Origin of the sequence: Rhizobium viscosum, assembly GCF_014873945.1 — a bacterium.
GTDB classification, from domain to species: Bacteria; Pseudomonadota; Alphaproteobacteria; order Rhizobiales; family Rhizobiaceae; genus Rhizobium; species Rhizobium viscosum.
In genome coordinates this window covers 1,095,875-1,112,487 of the sequence record NZ_JADBEC010000001.1, presented here as the reverse complement: position 1 = coordinate 1,112,487, position 16,613 = coordinate 1,095,875, and the positions used below count along the sequence as shown (strand labels likewise).

At 60.3% G+C, this 16,613-nt stretch carries 18 protein-coding genes; 9 read left to right on the top strand and 9 right to left on the bottom strand.

Annotated features, from left to right (window positions below):
• Positions 1-74 precede the first annotated feature (74 nt).
• Together glcF and H4W29_RS05610 are read left to right on the top strand one after the other, a co-directional pair.
• A complete protein-coding gene (gene glcF, locus H4W29_RS05615) occupies positions 75-1,385 on the top strand; it encodes a glycolate oxidase subunit GlcF (protein WP_192728048.1) in 1,311 nt (436 codons plus the stop codon).
• A 37-nt stretch (positions 1,386-1,422) separates the two neighbouring features.
• Complete coding sequence (locus H4W29_RS05610; protein ID WP_192728047.1) at positions 1,423-1,863, top strand: hypothetical protein; 441 nt, start codon at positions 1,423-1,425, stop codon at positions 1,861-1,863.
• A 228-nt stretch (positions 1,864-2,091) separates the two neighbouring features.
• Here H4W29_RS05610 and H4W29_RS05605 read toward each other — a convergent pair whose 3' ends face one another.
• Together H4W29_RS05605 and H4W29_RS05600 are read right to left on the bottom strand one after the other, a co-directional pair.
• A complete protein-coding gene (locus H4W29_RS05605; RefSeq protein WP_192728046.1) occupies positions 2,092-2,763 on the bottom strand; it encodes a L,D-transpeptidase in 672 nt (223 codons plus the stop codon).
• Between the two features lie 135 nt (positions 2,764-2,898).
• Complete coding sequence (locus tag H4W29_RS05600; RefSeq protein WP_192728045.1) at positions 2,899-3,651, bottom strand: L,D-transpeptidase; 753 nt, start codon at positions 3,649-3,651, stop codon at positions 2,899-2,901.
• Positions 3,652-3,861: 210 nt separating this feature from the next.
• Between H4W29_RS05600 and H4W29_RS05595 the strand changes: the two genes are divergently transcribed.
• Positions 3,862-4,491, top strand: coding sequence for a DNA-3-methyladenine glycosylase I (locus H4W29_RS05595; protein ID WP_192728044.1), 630 nt, complete (start codon positions 3,862-3,864; stop codon positions 4,489-4,491).
• Entirely contained in the window at positions 4,488-4,973 is a 486-nt protein-coding gene (locus tag H4W29_RS05590; RefSeq protein ID WP_192728043.1) for a hypothetical protein, read from the top strand. The genes H4W29_RS05595 and H4W29_RS05590 overlap by 4 nt, the downstream gene beginning before the upstream one ends.
• A gap of 6 nt (positions 4,974-4,979) precedes the next feature.
• Here H4W29_RS05590 and H4W29_RS05585 read toward each other — a convergent pair whose 3' ends face one another.
• Positions 4,980-5,684, bottom strand: a complete 705-nt coding sequence (locus H4W29_RS05585; RefSeq protein WP_192728042.1) for an HAD family hydrolase — start codon at positions 5,682-5,684, stop codon at positions 4,980-4,982.
• A gap of 244 nt (positions 5,685-5,928) precedes the next feature.
• Between H4W29_RS05585 and H4W29_RS05580 the strand changes: the two genes are divergently transcribed.
• Positions 5,929-6,981 carry an aldo/keto reductase gene (locus H4W29_RS05580; RefSeq protein WP_192728041.1) on the top strand — a complete coding sequence of 351 codons (1,053 nt, stop codon included), beginning with the start codon at positions 5,929-5,931 and terminating at the stop codon, positions 6,979-6,981.
• A 57-nt stretch (positions 6,982-7,038) separates the two neighbouring features.
• On the opposite strand, the gene copM is transcribed toward H4W29_RS05580, so the two are convergent.
• From copM to H4W29_RS05565, 3 genes are all read right to left on the bottom strand, one after another.
• On the bottom strand, positions 7,039-7,398 hold the full coding sequence (gene copM, locus H4W29_RS05575; RefSeq protein ID WP_192728040.1) for a CopM family metallochaperone: 360 nt from the start codon (positions 7,396-7,398) through the stop codon (positions 7,039-7,041).
• A 69-nt stretch (positions 7,399-7,467) separates the two neighbouring features.
• Positions 7,468-7,851, bottom strand: coding sequence for a hypothetical protein (locus tag H4W29_RS05570; protein ID WP_192728039.1), 384 nt, complete (start codon positions 7,849-7,851; stop codon positions 7,468-7,470).
• A 40-nt stretch (positions 7,852-7,891) separates the two neighbouring features.
• Positions 7,892-8,650: a hypothetical protein gene (locus H4W29_RS05565; RefSeq protein ID WP_192728038.1), complete on the bottom strand. Its 759-nt coding sequence runs from the start codon at positions 8,648-8,650 to the stop codon at positions 7,892-7,894.
• Between the two features lie 135 nt (positions 8,651-8,785).
• Between H4W29_RS05565 and hisS the strand changes: the two genes are divergently transcribed.
• The 3 genes from hisS (at position 8,786) to hisG (ending at position 12,351) form a co-directional block, all read left to right on the top strand.
• Positions 8,786-10,357: a histidine--tRNA ligase gene (gene hisS, locus H4W29_RS05560; protein WP_192728037.1), complete on the top strand. Its 1,572-nt coding sequence runs from the start codon at positions 8,786-8,788 to the stop codon at positions 10,355-10,357.
• A 180-nt stretch (positions 10,358-10,537) separates the two neighbouring features.
• Entirely contained in the window at positions 10,538-11,659 is a 1,122-nt protein-coding gene (locus H4W29_RS05555) for an ATP phosphoribosyltransferase regulatory subunit (RefSeq protein WP_192728036.1), read from the top strand.
• Entirely contained in the window at positions 11,656-12,351 is a 696-nt protein-coding gene (gene hisG / locus H4W29_RS05550) for an ATP phosphoribosyltransferase (protein WP_192728035.1), read from the top strand. The genes H4W29_RS05555 and hisG overlap by 4 nt, the downstream gene beginning before the upstream one ends.
• 71 nt (positions 12,352-12,422) lie before the next feature.
• Here hisG and H4W29_RS05545 read toward each other — a convergent pair whose 3' ends face one another.
• Positions 12,423-12,851: a DoxX family protein gene (locus H4W29_RS05545; protein WP_183728957.1), complete on the bottom strand. Its 429-nt coding sequence runs from the start codon at positions 12,849-12,851 to the stop codon at positions 12,423-12,425.
• Between the two features lie 204 nt (positions 12,852-13,055).
• Between H4W29_RS05545 and H4W29_RS05540 the strand changes: the two genes are divergently transcribed.
• Positions 13,056-13,766, top strand: coding sequence for a glutathione binding-like protein (locus tag H4W29_RS05540; protein ID WP_192728034.1), 711 nt, complete (start codon positions 13,056-13,058; stop codon positions 13,764-13,766).
• A 98-nt stretch (positions 13,767-13,864) separates the two neighbouring features.
• Here the strand turns inward: H4W29_RS05540 and H4W29_RS05535 are convergent, their stop codons facing one another.
• On the bottom strand, positions 13,865-14,311 hold the full coding sequence (locus H4W29_RS05535) for a hypothetical protein (RefSeq protein WP_183728963.1): 447 nt from the start codon (positions 14,309-14,311) through the stop codon (positions 13,865-13,867).
• Positions 14,312-14,972: 661 nt separating this feature from the next.
• Positions 14,973-16,610: a chaperonin GroEL gene (gene groL / locus H4W29_RS05530; protein WP_183728966.1), complete on the bottom strand. Its 1,638-nt coding sequence runs from the start codon at positions 16,608-16,610 to the stop codon at positions 14,973-14,975.
• Between the last annotated feature and the right edge of the window lie 3 nt (positions 16,611-16,613).

The following is a 16,613-nucleotide window of genomic DNA, read 5'->3' as shown; positions in this document are numbered from 1 at the left end:
TCTCCCCGCCGGAGCGAAGGGGGGAGCAAGCGGCACCGCTCCGCATCCTTCACGCTCGGCCGGAGCTCGCGTAAATGCAGACCAACTTCACCCTCGCCCAGCTCGCCGATCCGCATGTGGCCGAATCCGAGCAGATCCTGCGCAAATGCGTCCACTGCGGTTTCTGCACCGCCACCTGTCCGACCTATGTCACCCTCGGCAACGAGCTCGATAGTCCGCGCGGGCGCATCTATCTCATCAAGGACATGCTGGAGAACGACCGTGCGGCCGATACCGAGGTCGTCACCCATATCGACCGCTGTCTTTCCTGCCTTGCCTGTACCACGACCTGTCCCTCCGGCGTCGACTACATGCATCTGGTCGACCATGCCCGGGTTCACATCGAGAAGACCTATAAGCGGCCAGTCATGAACCGGCTGACGCGTGCCATTCTGGCGGCGGTGCTGCCCTATCCCCGCCGCTTTCGCGCGGCCCTTGCGCTTGCCCGCATCGGCCGTCCGTTTGCTGGCGTGCTGCGCGGCGAGGCGCTGAAGCCTTTTGCAGCCATGCTGGCGCTTGCGCCGTCAAGCGTTCCGGCGCCGTCGCCTTTTGCCCGGCCTGGCCGGCATGAGCCGCAGGCCGAACGCCGCGGCCGTGTCGCGATCCTCACCGGCTGCGCGCAGCCCGTTCTCGATCCCGCCATCAACGAGGCGACCATCCGGCTGCTGACGCGATTGGGCGTGGAGGTGGTCGTTCCCGAGGACGAAGCCTGCTGCGGCGCTCTCGTCCATCATATGGGGCGCGAGGAACGGGCTCTCGCCTCGGCCCGCGTCAATGTCGATGTCTGGACCCGCGAGATCGAAGCTGGCGGCCTCGACGCGATCATCATCACCGCCTCCGGCTGCGGCACGACGATCAAGGATTACGGTCACATGCTGCGCCTCGACCCCGCCTATGCCGGCAAGGCGGCGCGGGTGTCGGCGCTTGCCAAGGACATCACCGAATATCTGGCCGGCCTCGAACTGCCCGCTCACACGCCGAAAGGCATCACGGTTGCCTATCATTCAGCCTGTTCCATGCAGCATGGCCAGAAGATCACTACGGCGCCGAAGCAGCTGCTCAAGGCGGCCGGTTTTACCGTTCGAGATCCGGCCGAGGGCCATCTCTGCTGCGGCTCGGCCGGCACCTATAACATCCTGCAGCCGGATATTTCCGCCGCCCTGAAGGTCCGCAAGGTCAAGAACATCGAGGCGACCAAGGCCGATATCATCGCCACCGGCAATATCGGCTGCATCACCCAGATCAGGTCAGGCACGGCCACGCCGATCCTGCACACCGTCGAGCTTCTGGACTGGGCGTATGGTGGTGCTGTGCCTGAAAAATTAAGGGGTTTGCCGCTAGCCTGAGTGCACCGATTCATTGGCCGATTCAGGAGTTCTGGCTATGTGGCGTGGATTGATGGTGCTTGCCGTATTGCTCGGCGCGGCTGGTGCGGCACATGCCGACAGTCGCTATTTCTGTTCTGCGGACGACAAGGATGTGCGCTTCACGCTCGAAAGCGCTTTTGAAGATGGAGGCGGTCACCCGCTGATCCATTTTCGTGGCGCGCTGATGCTCAAGGACGTCAATAAATCCAAGAACTTCGGCAAGCGGATCCTCGAATCGAAGGATTTGACAAACCGCTGGTCGCGTGATGGCGATCTGCGTCTGGAAGTTTTCACGACGGAAGGTACCGATGCTGAAAGCGAATCTCTGGATCTCGCGGTTCTCGCCGGCGAGCATGGCAAGGCTTCGCCGAATTTCAGCGGCACTTATGCTTTGCGGATCGAAGGCAGCACAAGCTTCTTCGTCGTCGAAGGCAAGGTGAGCTGCGGCACCAAATAATCCCGCAGCTCTATCTGTTTGTTTGACGCAATTCCGGACGCAAGACCGCTGCACACTTTTGCTGGAATTGCTCCGGATCACCAGTGGTAGGAAATACCGACGTTGACCGCGTTGGCGACGATGTTCGTCTTTAGGCAGTCGCCGCTGTCTCTGGCAGATTCATGTGTCACAATCTTAAAGAACAAAAAGGCGCATCGAGTGCGCCTTCATTTTTGCCAAAAGTGTTGCTCAGCCGCCAAACATGGTCCGCAGGATATCGATGCCCTTGTCCTGGAAGGCGACATTGCCTTGCTTGTTGCCGGGGCCGACGACGATGACCTTGGTGCCGACTGAGACGCGGTTGTAAAGATGCGTCACGTCGCTATTCATCATGCGGATGCAGCCTGACGACATGTTGAGGCCGATTGTCCAGGGCTGGTTCGTGCCGTGAATGCGGAAGATCGTGTCGCGGCCGCCCTTGTAGAGATACATGGCGCGCGCGCCGAGCGGATTGTCCGGGCCGCCGGGCTGAACGGCGGGAAGATTGTGACCCGCACGCGCCTCGCGGGCGCGCATTTCAGCCGGTGGCGTCCAGCTCGGCCATTCGGCCATTCGGCCGACCGTCACGACACCCGACCAGCCGAAGCCGTCGCGGCCGACGCCGATGCCGTAGCGCGTAGCGCGGTTGTTGCCTTCGACGAGGTAGAGAAACTTGTTGTTGGTGTCGACGATAATGGTGCCAGGCTTTTCGCTGGTGGCCAGACGGACGACACGCTTGCGGAACTGCGGCTTGATCTCGCGGGTCTGCTTGACGCCACGCACGGCGTCCGTAGCCGTCATGACCGGTTCCGCGCTGACGGCCACAACTGTACAGGACAACGCAACGGCAGCCGCCGCCGCGAGCCTAAAAAACTGCTTCATTTTCGATACCCTCTCCTTCAGACCGCGTAGAGGCTAGTCAAATCGGTTTGAATTTCAAGTCGAAGAGGTGAGGGACACGGTTTTTTGTTGTCCAGCGGGCGGCTGTTCTTGCCATCCGCTGGCGTTATTTGGCCTTTACATCACGATGACGCGGGTGCCGACATTGACGCGATCGTAAAGGTCGACCACGTCCTCGTTACGCATGCGGATACAGCCGGAGGAGACGGCGCTGCCGATCGTCCAGGGCGCATTCGTGCCATGAATGCGGTAAAGCGTGGAGCCGAGATACATGGCGCGGGCGCCGAGCGGATTTTCCGGGCCGCCATCCATGCGGGCGGGAAGATAATGGCCCTTGGCGGCTTCGCGGCTCACCATTTCGGAGGGTGGGGTCCAGTCCGGCCACTCCGACTTGCGGGTAATCTTGTGGGCGCCCGCCCATTCGAAGCCGGGCTTGCCGACGCCGACGCCGTAGCGGCGCGCCTTGCCATCATCCATGACGAGATAGAGGAAGCGGTTGTTGGTGTCGATGATAAGCGTGCCGGGCCTTTCCTTCGTATCGTAATCGACGATCTGCGGCAGGAACTGCGGCTCGACCTGCCCGCGGATGACGGGAACGCCGGGGCGAATGGCCGAAACGGTCTGCGGTGTTGGCTGCGGCGCGCGCTGGATGTACGTCCGGCGCTGCTGGAAAAGGCCGCGCTGCTGGTAGACGACCGGCCGCTGGTAGACGACAGGACGAACCGAGCCGCCGCCGAGCTGGTTGATCCAGGGGGCGGTAAGATCGGGGCTCAACACCACGGGTGGACGGGAGGCGTAGCGGTCGTCTGCAAGGGCGGCCGTGGACAAAATGCCGAGCATGGCTGCGGCAAGGACAAGGGGTTTCATCATCGGACGAACTCTCTACAAATGGCCGAAAATGCGCTGGCGGAATTGTCCGCCTGCGGTCATGCTGCCACTGCGTTTGCCAGCGAATGGTAAATGCGGATTCATGAAAAGGCGGCGGACGGAATAAACTTTTCGTCAGGGTTACCGTCCGGTTTGGAAAGAAGGTTTGCAAATGGTAAAGCCGGTTTCACAGCCGCAAAACGAGAAGAAAATATGAGCGAAACCGGCATCATCATCGGCGAAGACGGCAAGAGCCGCTGTCACTGGCATGCGAATCTGCCCGACTATCTGCGCTACCACGATGAGGAGTGGGGCAGGCCGGTCACCGATGACACCAGGCTCTTCGAGAAGATCTGCCTCGAAGGGTTTCAATCAGGTCTTTCCTGGCTGACGATCCTGCGCAAGCGCGAGAATTTCCGCGCCGCTTTTGCCGGTTTCGATTTCGAGAAGGTGGCGCGTTTCGGAGATGAGGATATCGCTCGCTGTCTCGCCGATGCCGGCATCATCCGCCATCGCGGCAAGATCGTCTCGACCATCAACAATGCGCGGCGCGCGATCGATCTCAGAAGCGAATTCGGCTCGCTCGCCCGCTACTTCTGGAGCTATGAACCGCGCCAGGAAGATCGGCCTGCAGTCGTCGACCGCGAGCATATCGTCGCCAATCCGACCACCGCCACGTCAGTCAGGATTTCCAAGGATTTGAAGAAGCGCGGCTGGACCTTTGTCGGACCGACCACAGTTTATGCCTTCATGCAGGCTATGGGTCTCGTCAACGATCATCTCGAAGGCTGCTTCTGCCGCGCTGAAGTGGAGGCGATGCGGGCAGCATTGGTGCGCCCATGAAATCGCTTCGTTTGCTTGCCACAACACTTTTCCTATCCGCCTCGGCAGCCCTTGCACAGACGCCGCAACTCGACCCGGGCGAGAAAATCGAAAAGCTGCAGTTCCCCGCCGTGACCATGCAATTGAAGGGTTGGACCAAGTTCGGCAACAGCCACGTCTATACGCTGCCCGTGCGCGCCGGCCAGCATGTGAAGATCAGCTTCGAGACAAAGAGCAAATTCGCCTATCTCGCGATCTTCGATCTGTCGAAACCCGATGACGAAGCCTTTTTCGGCACGGACGAGGACGGCACCAGCTACGAGACGACAGTCAAAGAAAACGCCACCTGGCTGCTGCGCCCTTACTATTCCAAGGTCTCGCCGCGGCGCGGGCTCGGTGCGCCCTACAGCATCCTGATCGAGCCGCTTGCCGCCGCTCCTCAGGCTACGCAACCGGCGCCTGCCCAGCAGGAGCAGCCGTCGCTGTTTCCGAAGCGGAAATAGTGTCGCTTAGTGTAACCCGTCGATCAGCCCGTGCAGTTCGCCGAGATGGACGATCCTGCGGAAGCGCGGCGCGTCCTTCGGTTCCTCGACCCGCTCCAGGACCCAGGTGAGTTCATGGGGCACGAAGACGCCGTAGCTGCCGGCGGCAATGGCCGGCACGATATCGGACTTCAGCGAATTGCCGACCATCATCGCCCGCTCCGGCCCGTCGCCGACCTTGGAGAAGATGCGCCGGTAGGTGACCGCCGTCTTGTCGGAGACGATTTCGATAGCATCGAAATAGTCGCCAAGTCCGGATTGGGCGAGCTTGCGCTCCTGATCGAAGAGATCCCCCTTGGTGATCAGCACCAGCAGATATTTTCCGGCAAGCGTTTCCAGCGTGTCGCGCACATGGGGGAGGGTCTCGACCGGGTGGGACAGAAGGTCGCGTCCGGTATCGAGGATTTTGGCGATCACACTCGCCGGCACCTTGCCCTCGGTGATCTCGATCGCCGTTTCGATCATCGACAGCGTGAAGCCTTTGATGCCGAAACCGTAATGGGCGAGGTTGCGTTTTTCGGCTTCGAGAAGCCGCTCGGAAATCTTCGCGCCTTCGGCGAAATCGGCGAGAAGCCGGGTAAAATGCTCTTCCGTCAGCCTGTAATAATGTTCATTCTGCCACAGTGTGTCATCGGCATCGAAGCCGATCGTCGTCAATGGTCGGGCGGTCATATACGCACCTCTAGAAATACGCCCTGTCGATATAGGGCGGCAATCTATTCCCGGCCTGTGTCGAGACAAGGGCGTCTCCACAGTGCCGTGTTCCGTTGAAAAACGCGGGCTGGCGACCTACATGAAGAGTGCCTCACCTTCAGCCAGCCCCGGCTGTGCCTGTTACGCGCAGGCCAATAATCAAAAAATAGAGTTCAGCAGTCCGCAAGCCCCTATTGCGGCAGACACAAGGGAATTTCTCGACATGCGTTATAATCAACTCGGAAATACCGGACTTTTCGTATCTGAAATCTGCCTTGGCACCATGACTTTCGGTGAAGCCAAGGAAGGTACTCCTTGGGGCGCCATCGCCGATGTCGATCAGAAGGCGGCGGATGAGATCGTCCAGCGCTCGCTTGATGCCGGCGTCAATTTCATCGATACCGCAGACGTCTATTCCTTCGGTGAATCCGAGCGGCTGCTCGGCCAGGCGCTGAAGAACCTCGGCGTACCGCGCAAGGATGTCGTCATCGCCACCAAGGTCTATGGCGTCATGGGCGACAAGCCGAACGACCGCGGCGCCTCGCGCGGCCATATCATGGATTCCGTCGAAGCGAGCCTCAAACGCCTGCAGACGGATCATATCGATCTCTACCAGATCCATGCCACCGACCCGGTCACCCCGATCGACGAGACCCTGCGCGCCCTCGACGATCTCGTCTCCCGCGGCTTGGTCCGGTATGTCGGTGTGTCCAACTGGCAGGCATGGCGCATCGCCAAAGCGCTCGGCATTTCCGAGCGCAAGGATTATGCCCGTTTTGAGACCGTGCAGGCCTATTATTCGATTGCCGGCCGTGATCTCGAACGCGATATCGTCCCGCTGCTGCAGGAAGAAAAGCTCGGCCTCATGGTCTGGTCGCCGCTCGCCGGCGGCCTGCTCTCGGGCAAGTATGGTCCGGGCGCACCGGGCAATGGTGAGGGCCGCCGCGCCAATTTCGACTTCCCGCCTGTCGATAAGGATCGGGCCTGGGCCTGCGTCGCCGTCATGCGCGAAATCGCCGAAAAGCATGGCGTAAGCGTCGCCACCGTGGCGCTCGCCTATATCCTTGCCAAGCCTTTCGTGACGACCGTCATCATCGGTGCCAAGCGTGTCGACCAGCTCGACCAGAACCTTGCCGCCGTCAAGCTGAAGCTCGATGCCGACGAGATCAAGCGGCTCGATGAGGTCAGTGCTCTCGCTCCAGAATATCCGGGCTGGATGCTTACCCGTCAGGCCGCCGGCCGCCGGCCCGTCGATTTCGAGCCCAAGGCCCAATAAAACAGGCCTGATCAAAAAGGGCCGCCGTTTCGATGGCGGCCCCACATTCCTCGCCGCTTACTTGGCGTGCTTCTTCAGCCAGGCATTCATTTCGGCGATTTCCGCCTCCTGTGCCTTGATGACGCTTTCGGCAAGCTTGCGGATCTCGGGATCCTTTCCGTATTGCAGCTCGATCTTCGCCATGTCGATCGCGCCCTGATGGTGAGGGATCATGCTGCGGACGAAATCCACATCGGTATCGCCGCTCAATTTGATCATCATGTCCTTGTGCATCCTGTCATTGGCCTCTGTGAAGGCCTGGCTGGATGGACCATGGCCTCCCATGTGCTTGGACATGTCCATATCAGACATATCCTCGGCAAAGGCCGGCGCTGCAAAGGCGACGAGTGCGGAAAGGGTGATAATTTTCAGAGACATGAGTATTCCTTCCTCTGTCTGACAATAGGTTCCGATGGCAGCGAACGCTGCCGTTCTGCAAAGCGCTGGTCAGATGAAGCGGGGAGGAGGCGCCTGCGGTGCGGGCCTGTTGTCCCTCAATGCCCGGTCGGGCGCAGGAGCCGGATATGCAAGAACCGCCTTGCCGCCATCGGCAATGAAATCGGCCGGCGGCACCATCATGCAGGCGGCGCAAAGCGGCGTATGGGCGACGCCAGTGGCGCAAGGATCTTTGGCGGAATTGTTTTTGGCGGCCATGCCACTCTTCGACATCATGCCACCCGTGCCCATGCCATCGGTGTGGAGATGGGCCGTGCCGGCTTCGGCTTGAACAGCCATATTCATCGACGCGCAGGTCGGACAGCCCGCCCATGCGGACATGGTGCTGTAGACCAGCCAGCCGAAGAACATCGTCATGAGGGCGAAAGCGCGCATGGGAAAAACATAGGTAGGTGCCGGCGAAAAGCCAAGGACCTCACAAGGCGGCAATGACCTTGTGCACGATCGTGTAGTCACGGCTCTCCTCACCGAATGGCGCGACGGGCCAGTCCCAGCTGGCTTTCCCATCAGGTGGTTTAACACCGTGCAGCAGGTCGGCTTCCTCATGCACCTTGCCGGTGAGATCAATAACGGCGTAGGAGATATCGGTCACCAGACAGGTCCGGCAGGGCAGGTCTGCCAGCCCCTGAATATGGGCCGCGATCAAGCACTCCACTGTATCCGCCGGCATTCCGGGAGAGGCTTCGGCCTCGTATCGCCGTTTGACGCCCCGGCCGATCTGCGAGAGCAGGTTGGCGGACACGACGAAATCGAGATAAGGCACGCTTCTCAGGAAGCCGAGCGGCTCCGCATCCTTCCCGGCCTTGAGGTCGTCATAACCGGAGAGATCGCGTTCGATCAGCCGCACGTTCCGATAACGCTTGCCCTTCAGCCCCAGGCGCACGGATGCCAGATGCACGAGGTCGACGAGCACCACCGTATCGAAGCTCCCAGCCAGATCCTCGATCGGCACGTCCCGGAGCAATCCGGAGCCGAGCACGACGGCGGTCCGCCGCTGCGACAGGCCTGATATTGCAGCGGAAATGGCCTCCTTGCTGTTGGCCTCGTGGGACGCCCAATCCCGGCTGCAGCGGCCGGCGCGCGACCAGAGACTGACCGAATAGCGCACGAAGCGGCGGTGCGCGCTGCCCGTAAGCGCTGCTGTGGCGAGATACTGAAGCGCTTCCGCGATCATGGCTATATCCTGATGACAGGTCCTTTCCGCATCGTTCCATCGATTCTGGTCGCCATATCAAGACCCTTGCCCTTGCCGCTCCCGGCCCAATCCGCTAGGAAACCGCCACTGTCACATATGTGGAAATCCCCCGAAATGAACGACAAGCAGAAGAAACCGCAAAAGCTCAAGGCCCGCCTTCCGCGCGGCTTTGTCGACCGCTCCGCAGCCGATCTCCGCGCCGTCAACGAAATGACCGCGAAGATCCGCGAGGTCTACGAGCATTATGGTTTCGATCCGGTCGAAACGCCGCTGCTTGAATATACCGATGCGCTCGGCAAGTTCCTGCCGGACAGCGACCGCCCGAACGAGGGCGTCTTCTCGCTGCAGGACGATGACGAGCAGTGGATGTCGCTGCGTTACGACCTGACGGCGCCGCTCGCCCGTCATGTTGCCGAAAACTTCAACGAGATCCAGCTTCCCTACCGCACCTATCGCGCCGGCTACGTTTTCCGCAACGAGAAGCCGGGTCCGGGCCGTTTCCGCCAGTTCATGCAGTTCGATGCCGATACGGTTGGTGCACCGGGCGTGCAGGCCGATGCCGAAATGTGCATGATGATGTCCGATACGCTGGAAGCGCTCGGCATCAAGCGCGGTGATTATGTCATTCGCGTCAACAACCGTAAGGTTCTGGATGGCGTGCTCGAAGCGATCGGCCTCGGCGGCGACGACAAGGCCGGCCAGCGCCTCAATGTGCTGCGTGCCATCGACAAGCTCGACAAGTTCGGCCCCGAAGGTGTGGCGCTGCTGCTTGGCCCCGGCCGCAAGGATGAGTCCGGCGACTTCACAAAGGGCGCCGGCCTTGACCAGAGCCAGATCGAGAAGGTTCTCTTCTTCGTCGGCATCAAGGACTATGCAGAAAGTGCTGTCCAGCTGGCCGAACTGGTCGCCGGCACTGAGAAGGGCGTCGAAGGCGTCGAGGAGCTGAATTTCATCGGCGCGCTCGTCACCAGCGCCGGCTATCGGTCCGACCGCATCAAGATCGATCCGTCCGTCGTGCGCGGCCTCGAATATTATACCGGCCCGGTCTATGAAGCTGAGCTGCTCTTCGACGTCACCAACGAGAAGGGCGAAAAGGTCGTCTTCGGTTCCGTCGGCGGCGGCGGCCGTTATGACGGTCTCGTCTCCCGCTTCATGGGCCAGCCCGTTCCGGCAACCGGCTTTTCCATCGGCGTCTCACGCCTGATGACGGCGCTGAAGAACCTCGGTAAGCTCGGCCAGCAGGACATCATCGAGCCTGTTCTCGTCACCGTCATGGACGGCGATGTCGGGGCGATGGGCCGCTACCAGCGCTTCACGCAGGAGCTTCGTTCAGCCGGCATCCGCGCTGAAATGTTCCAGGGCAACTGGAAGAAGTTCGGCAACCAGCTGAAGTATGCCGACCGCCGCGGCTGCCCGATCGCCATCATCCAGGGCGGCGACGAGCGTGCACAGGGCGTCGTCCAGATCAAGGATCTGATCGAAGGCAAGCGGCTCTCCGGCGAGATCGAGGACAACACGACCTGGCGCGAAGCGCGTGTGGCACAGGAAACCGTTGCGGAAACCGGTCTCGTCGCCAAGGTGAAAGAAATCCTCGCCGCTCAGGCGGAGGACCGGAAGAGGGCTGCTGACGGCTTCGAAATTCCATATGACCCCGCTCAACCCGGTGATGACGATGACGACGTTTGAGGGGGATCTCCCCTTCTCCCCTCGGGGAGAAGGTGGCCCGCAGGGTCGGATGAGGAGGCGGCATATCGGAACCTGTCCTTCGCTCGCCGCTCAGGACATTCGTCGTTTACACTCCTCATCCCCCTCATCTGCCCTGACGGGCATCTTCTCCCCGCTGGGGAGAAGCGGGAGATCCAGCCAATGCCACTGATCAACCTCCCCGCATTCTCCGGCGAGCTTCTCGACGAATTTTCCACCCGCAAGGCGGAGCGCATCGACACACCCGTCATCCAGCCAGCCGAGCCCTTTCTCGATATCGCGGGTGAAGATCTTCGCCGGCGTATCTTCATGACGGAAAGCGAAACCGGCGCCAGCCTTTGCCTGCGCCCGGAATTCACCATTCCCGTCTGTCTGCGCCATATCGAGAGCGCCACCGGTACGCCGAAGCGCTATTCCTATCTCGGTGAGGTCTTTCGCCAGCGCCGTGACGGCAGCAACGAATTCTATCAGGCAGGCATCGAAGATCTTGGCGACATCAATCTCGCCAGCGCCGATGCCCGCGCGATCGGCGATGCCGTCGGCATACTCTCACGCCTGCTGCCCGGTCGGCCGCTTTCGGTGACGATTGGCGATCAGGCTGTCTTTGAGGCCGTGGTGCAGGCGCTAGGCCTGCCGCTCGGCTGGCAGAAGCGGCTGATTCACGCTTTCGGAAACATGATCCAGCTGGAGAGCCTGCTGGCGAGCCTCGTCAGCCCGCAATTCGTGACTGGCCTCGACGACAAGGTCGCTGGCCTCGTTGGCCAGGACGACGAGACGGCGCTGGTTGCCTATATCGATGAGACGATGCAGGCGACCGGCTATTCCACCAATGCCAGCCGCTCGCCGCAGGAAATTGCCCGGCGGCTCAAGGAAAAGCTCGTCCTCTCCGAAACCCGGCTGGATGACGCGGCCTTCCAGGTACTGGAACAGTTCCTGTCGCTCAACGTGCCGCTGGTCAACGCATCGGCTGCACTCTCGCATTTCGCCGATGCGGCCGGGCTGAAGCTCGGCAATGCGCTCTCCCGTTTCGATGGCCGTGTCGCCGCGCTTTCCAATGCCGGCGTCGATCTCTCGCTCATCGAATATCGTGCTGCTTTCGGCCGCCCGCTTGATTACTACACCGGCCTGGTCTTCGAGGTAATGGTTGAGGGCTCCTCGGCGGTTCTGGCAGGTGGCGGCCGTTTCGACAGGCTGATGACCTTCCTCGGCGCCAAGGATCGTATTCCCGCCGTCGGCTTCTCCCTCTGGCTCGACCGTATCGAAACCGAAAGGGCAGCCGCATGACGATCACCATTGCGCTTCCCTCAAAGGGCCGCATGAAGGACGACTGCTCTGCGATCTTCGAACGCGCCGGCCTGAAAATCTATGCCGTCGGCAATGATCGCTCCTATCGCGGCCGCGTCGAAGGCTGGGACGATGTGGAAATCGCCTTCCTCTCGGCCTCGGAAATTTCCCGCGAGCTCGGCAACGGCTCGATCGATTTCGGCGTCACCGGTGAGGATCTCGTGCGCGAGGGTCTGGCGGAAGCCGACAGGCGGGTCGAATTCTGCGCCCGGCTCGGCTTTGGCCATGCCGATGTTGTCGTCGCCGTGCCGGAAATCTGGCTGGATGTCGATACCATGGCCGATCTGGTGGACGTTGCCGCCGACTTCCGCGCCCGTCATGGCCGCCGCCTGGCGATCGCCACGAAATACTGGCGACTGACCCAGCAGTTCTTCTCCAGCCAGCACGGTATCCAGCTCTACCGCATCGTCGAGAGCCTGGGCGCCACTGAGGGCGCTCCTGCCTCGGGTTCGGCCGATATCATCGTCGATATCACCTCGACCGGTTCGACGCTGCGTGCCAATCACCTCAAGGTGCTCTCCGATGGCGTCATCCTCCGCTCGGAAGCCTGCCTGGTGCGCGCCCGCAAGGACGCCCATGCCGATACGCCTGCGGTGAACGCGATCGTCGAGGCTGTCCGCTCGGTTCTCTGATCACGTTATTGAATATGCAAAACCCGCCGTCAGGAGAGACGGCGGGTTTTCGTGTTTGGGAGGAAATGGAATTAGCGGGCCGCGACGGCCTGCGGGCTGCGGCGTGCGTCGATCGAATAGGCACCGGCACCGACGGTGGCGAGCAGGATGTACGCACCGGCCAGTGTGATGTTCTTCATGACCATGATCTGGTTGAGGATATTCACGAGTTCCGCGCCACTTGCGTAGGGCAGATGGAAGACAACGCCCGTGAAGACACAGAAGCCGGCAAGCAGCCAGCCGACAATGCGGACCTGGAAGCCCGTGAGAACCGCAAGGCCGGCCAGCAGTTCGAAGAGGCCTGCGACATAGGCCAGGAGGGTTGCCGCCGGAAGGCCGGCACCGGCGATCATGCCCGCAGTACCGGCAGCATCCGTTACCTTGCCGAAGCCGGCAAGGATGAACATGAAGGATAGAAGAATGCGGGCGAGAAGGATGAGGGCGTTATTCGTATTCGACATGGACATTGCTCCGTTGAATGACTTTTGAGGTCTTGATGCCCCGGCACCGTGTTGGACCTCGGCTGCCCTCTATTTCGCCTTTTTCTGACATTGAGGAAAGATAAACGCCAGCGGACAGTTTGTTCACTAATATGAAACGATCGGTTCGCTTGCCTTGTATGGCGGCTGTCTTTTATGGTCGCCGCCTCACCCAAGGAGAAACCGATGGCAGATCTTTCCGCATTTCCGATCACCAGCCGCTGGCCGGCGAAAAATCCGGATATTATCCAGCTTTATTCGCTTCAGACGCCGAATGGCGTGAAGATTTCAGTCGCGCTGGAGGAACTCGCTCTGCCCTATGAGCCCCATTATGTGTCCTTCGCGACGACGGATCAGAAGACGGCGGAATTTGTATCGCTGAATCCGAATGGTCGCATCCCCGCTATTATCGATCCCAACGGCCCGGACGGAAAGCCGATTGGCCTTTTCGAATCCGGCGCCATTCTGCTCTACCTGGCGGAAAAGACCGGCAAGCTGATCCCGGCTGATGCGGCAGGCCGCTATGAAACCATCCAATGGGTCTTTTTCCAGATGGCGGGCATTGGCCCGATGTTCGGCCAGTTCGGCCATTTCTACAAATTCGCCGCCGACAAGGTCGCCAACAATTCCTACCCAGTGGAGCGCTACCGCGACGAGGCGAAGCGCCTGCTCAGCGTTCTGGAAAGCCGCCTGAAGGGCCGACAGTGGATCATGGGTGACGAATACACGATCGCCGACATCACCACCTTCCCGTGGATCCGCGGCGCCGACATTTTTTATGGCGGCCGCGAGGTGCTGGACTATGCGAAGTTCCCTGCCGTCATGGACTGGCTCCAGCGCTGCATCGCCCGCCCGGCGAGCGAGAAGGGCCTCAACATTCCGGTCAAGCCGGCCTGAGCAATCCCAGCAAAAGTGCGCAGCGGTTTGCGTCCGGAATTGCGCTAAACCAAAAAAGGCCGGTCGCGGGACCGGCCTTTTGAGGGTATGCAGGCAAATTACTGCCGGCTGGCGATCTGGCTCGCGCCTTCCAGCTTGAAGCGCGGGAAGACGAAAACGCCGACCATGCTACCGCTGTACTTTTCTTCCAGCCCGTTGGATTCGCCCATGCAAAAGAGCGGCTGGCGAAAGCCGTTCGGCATGATGATGGTCGTCGAAAAACAGAAGGATGAGGAAAGCGTCGCAGCCTGTTCAAAGAGCTGCAGAACGTGGTTGCGGTCCTTGGCATCGTAGCAGCGTACCAGGCTCAACAGGCCGCATTCCTGCGCCAAGAGACCATGCAGCATCGCGCTCCACTCGCCGAGCCTGATGACTCCGGTCGAAAAGTCTCCGATCCAGCTTTCGGAGACGGAAAACTGCGCCAACATGTCGTGATTATGATTGTTGTAGTCCAGCGAGCCGGGCATCAAGGGTGCGGCAACATTGGCTTTGGCGATCTTAAACAAGGCGTTCCCCAGTTCGGGTGCGGCTCCCCTGCCGCACGCTCGGCAAACACAAAGAAACAGGATCACGTAGCGCCAGGCATCATGCCTGTGCTTTCACCTTGCGAAAACAGTTGCTCGGCTGCGCCTTTGATGGTCGCCGCTCGAATATCTCCCGCAAGATTTAATCTCGTATGTTCGCGGATACCTTCGAAAGCCCGAATGTTCACGCATGGCCTTTGGCGTGTCCGGTCTCTCGTCTGCGGCGAGAATTCTTCCAGGGCGAACGTCAATTGCAGCGCGGATTTATAGGAACTTTTGCGCAAACGGCAACGGCTTTTTCCGGGGCGTTAGGCTGACGTTATGATTGGGATTTGTATGAATTTGCGCGTCATCCGCTAATTTTATGACCAAAAATCTCATTTATGCATTGTGGGAGCGGTTCCACTCGCGCCATAGTATGCAAATTTCGCAAATTAGGCAGCGCGGCGACCGAATTTCCCTGAAGTGGAAAATGCGCGGCACGCAAGCCTCGCGAAAGCTTCGAGCCAAAAGCGAGGGCTCCAGTGACCGGCTTAAACGTTCGAACGCCGGGTATTTCCGAATCGGCCGAATAAAAAAGGGCGGTCCGAAGACCGCCCTCCATAGACTGAACCGGATGGCTCAGATGTACGACCCAAAGGTCTTACATCATGTCCATACCGCCCATGCCGCCCATGCCGCCCGGCATTGCCGGAGCATCCTTCTTCGGCAGCTCGGCGATCATGGCTTCCGTGGTGATCAGCAGCGAAGCAACCGAAGCTGCGTTCTGCAGGGCCGTACGGACAACCTTGACCGGGTCGACGATGCCGAGCTGGATCAGGTCGCCATATTCGCCGGTCTGGGCGTTGTAGCCGTAGTTGTCCTCGTTCTTGTCGAGGATCTTGCCGACAACGATCGAAGCTTCGTCGCCTGCATTTTCAGCGATCTGGCGAACGAGGGCCTGGAGAGCGCGGCGAACGATGTTGATGCCGGCTTCCTGGTCGTCGTTTTCGCCCTTGGCCTTGATCTTCGTGGAGGAGCGCAGCAGAGCGACGCCGCCGCCCGGTACGATGCCTTCCTGAACAGCAGCGCGCGTCGCGTTGAGGGCGTCGTCGATGCGGTCCTTCTTTTCCTTCACTTCAACTTCCGTCGAACCGCCGACGCGGATAACGGCAACACCGCCAGCGAGCTTGGCAAGACGTTCCTGCAGCTTTTCGCGGTCGTAGTCGGAGGAGGTTTCTTCGATCTGGGCCTTAATCTGGGCAACACGGCCTTCGATGTCGGACTTGGCGCCGGCGCCGTCGACGATCGTGGTGTTTTCCTTGGAGATCGAAACCTTCTTGGTGCGGCCGAGCATGTCGAGGGTGACGGACTCGAGCTTGATGCCGAGGTCTTCGGAGATGACAGTGCCGCCCGTGAGGATAGCGATGTCTTCCAGCATGGCCTTGCGGCGATCGCCGAAGCCCGGAGCCTTGACGGCAGCAATCTTCAGGCCGCCGCGCAGCTTGTTGACGACGAGCGTAGCAAGAGCTTCGCCTTCGACGTCTTCAGCGATGATGAGGAGCGGCTTGCCGGTCTGAACGACAGCTTCGAGAACCGGGAGCATGGACTGCAGGTTCGAGAGCTTCTTTTCGTGCAGCAGGATAAAGGCGTCTTCGAGGTCAGCAACCATCTTTTCCGGGTTGGTGACGAAGTACGGGCTCAGGTAGCCGCGGTCGAACTGCATGCCTTCGACGACTTCGAGTTCGGTTTCAGCGGTCTTGGCTTCTTCGACGGTGATAACGCCTTCGTTGCCGACCTTCTGCATTGCTTCAGCAATGTCGAGACCGATCTGCTTTTCGCCGTTTGCGGAGATCGTGCCGACCTGGGCAACTTCTTCCGACGTGTTGATCTTCTTGGCCTTGGCCTGGAGATCCTTGACGACTTCAGCAACAGCGAGGTCGATACCGCGCTTCAGGTCCATCGGGTTCATGCCGGCAGCAACTGCCTTTGCGCCTTCGCGAACGATGGCCTGTGCGAGAACCGTTGCAGTCGTGGTGCCGTCGCCGGCGACGTCGTTGGTCTTCGAAGCAACTTCGCGGACCATCTGGGCGCCCATGTTTTCGAACTTGTCTTCGAGTTCGATTTCCTTGGCGACAGAAACACCGTCCTTGGTGATGCGCGGAGCGCCGAAGGACTTGTCGATAACGACGTTACGGCCCTTCGGACCGAGGGTGACCTTCACTGCGTCAGCGAGGATATCGACGCCGCGCAGCATCTTTTCGCGCGCGCCGCGGCCGAATTTTACTTCTTTAGCTGCCATTTT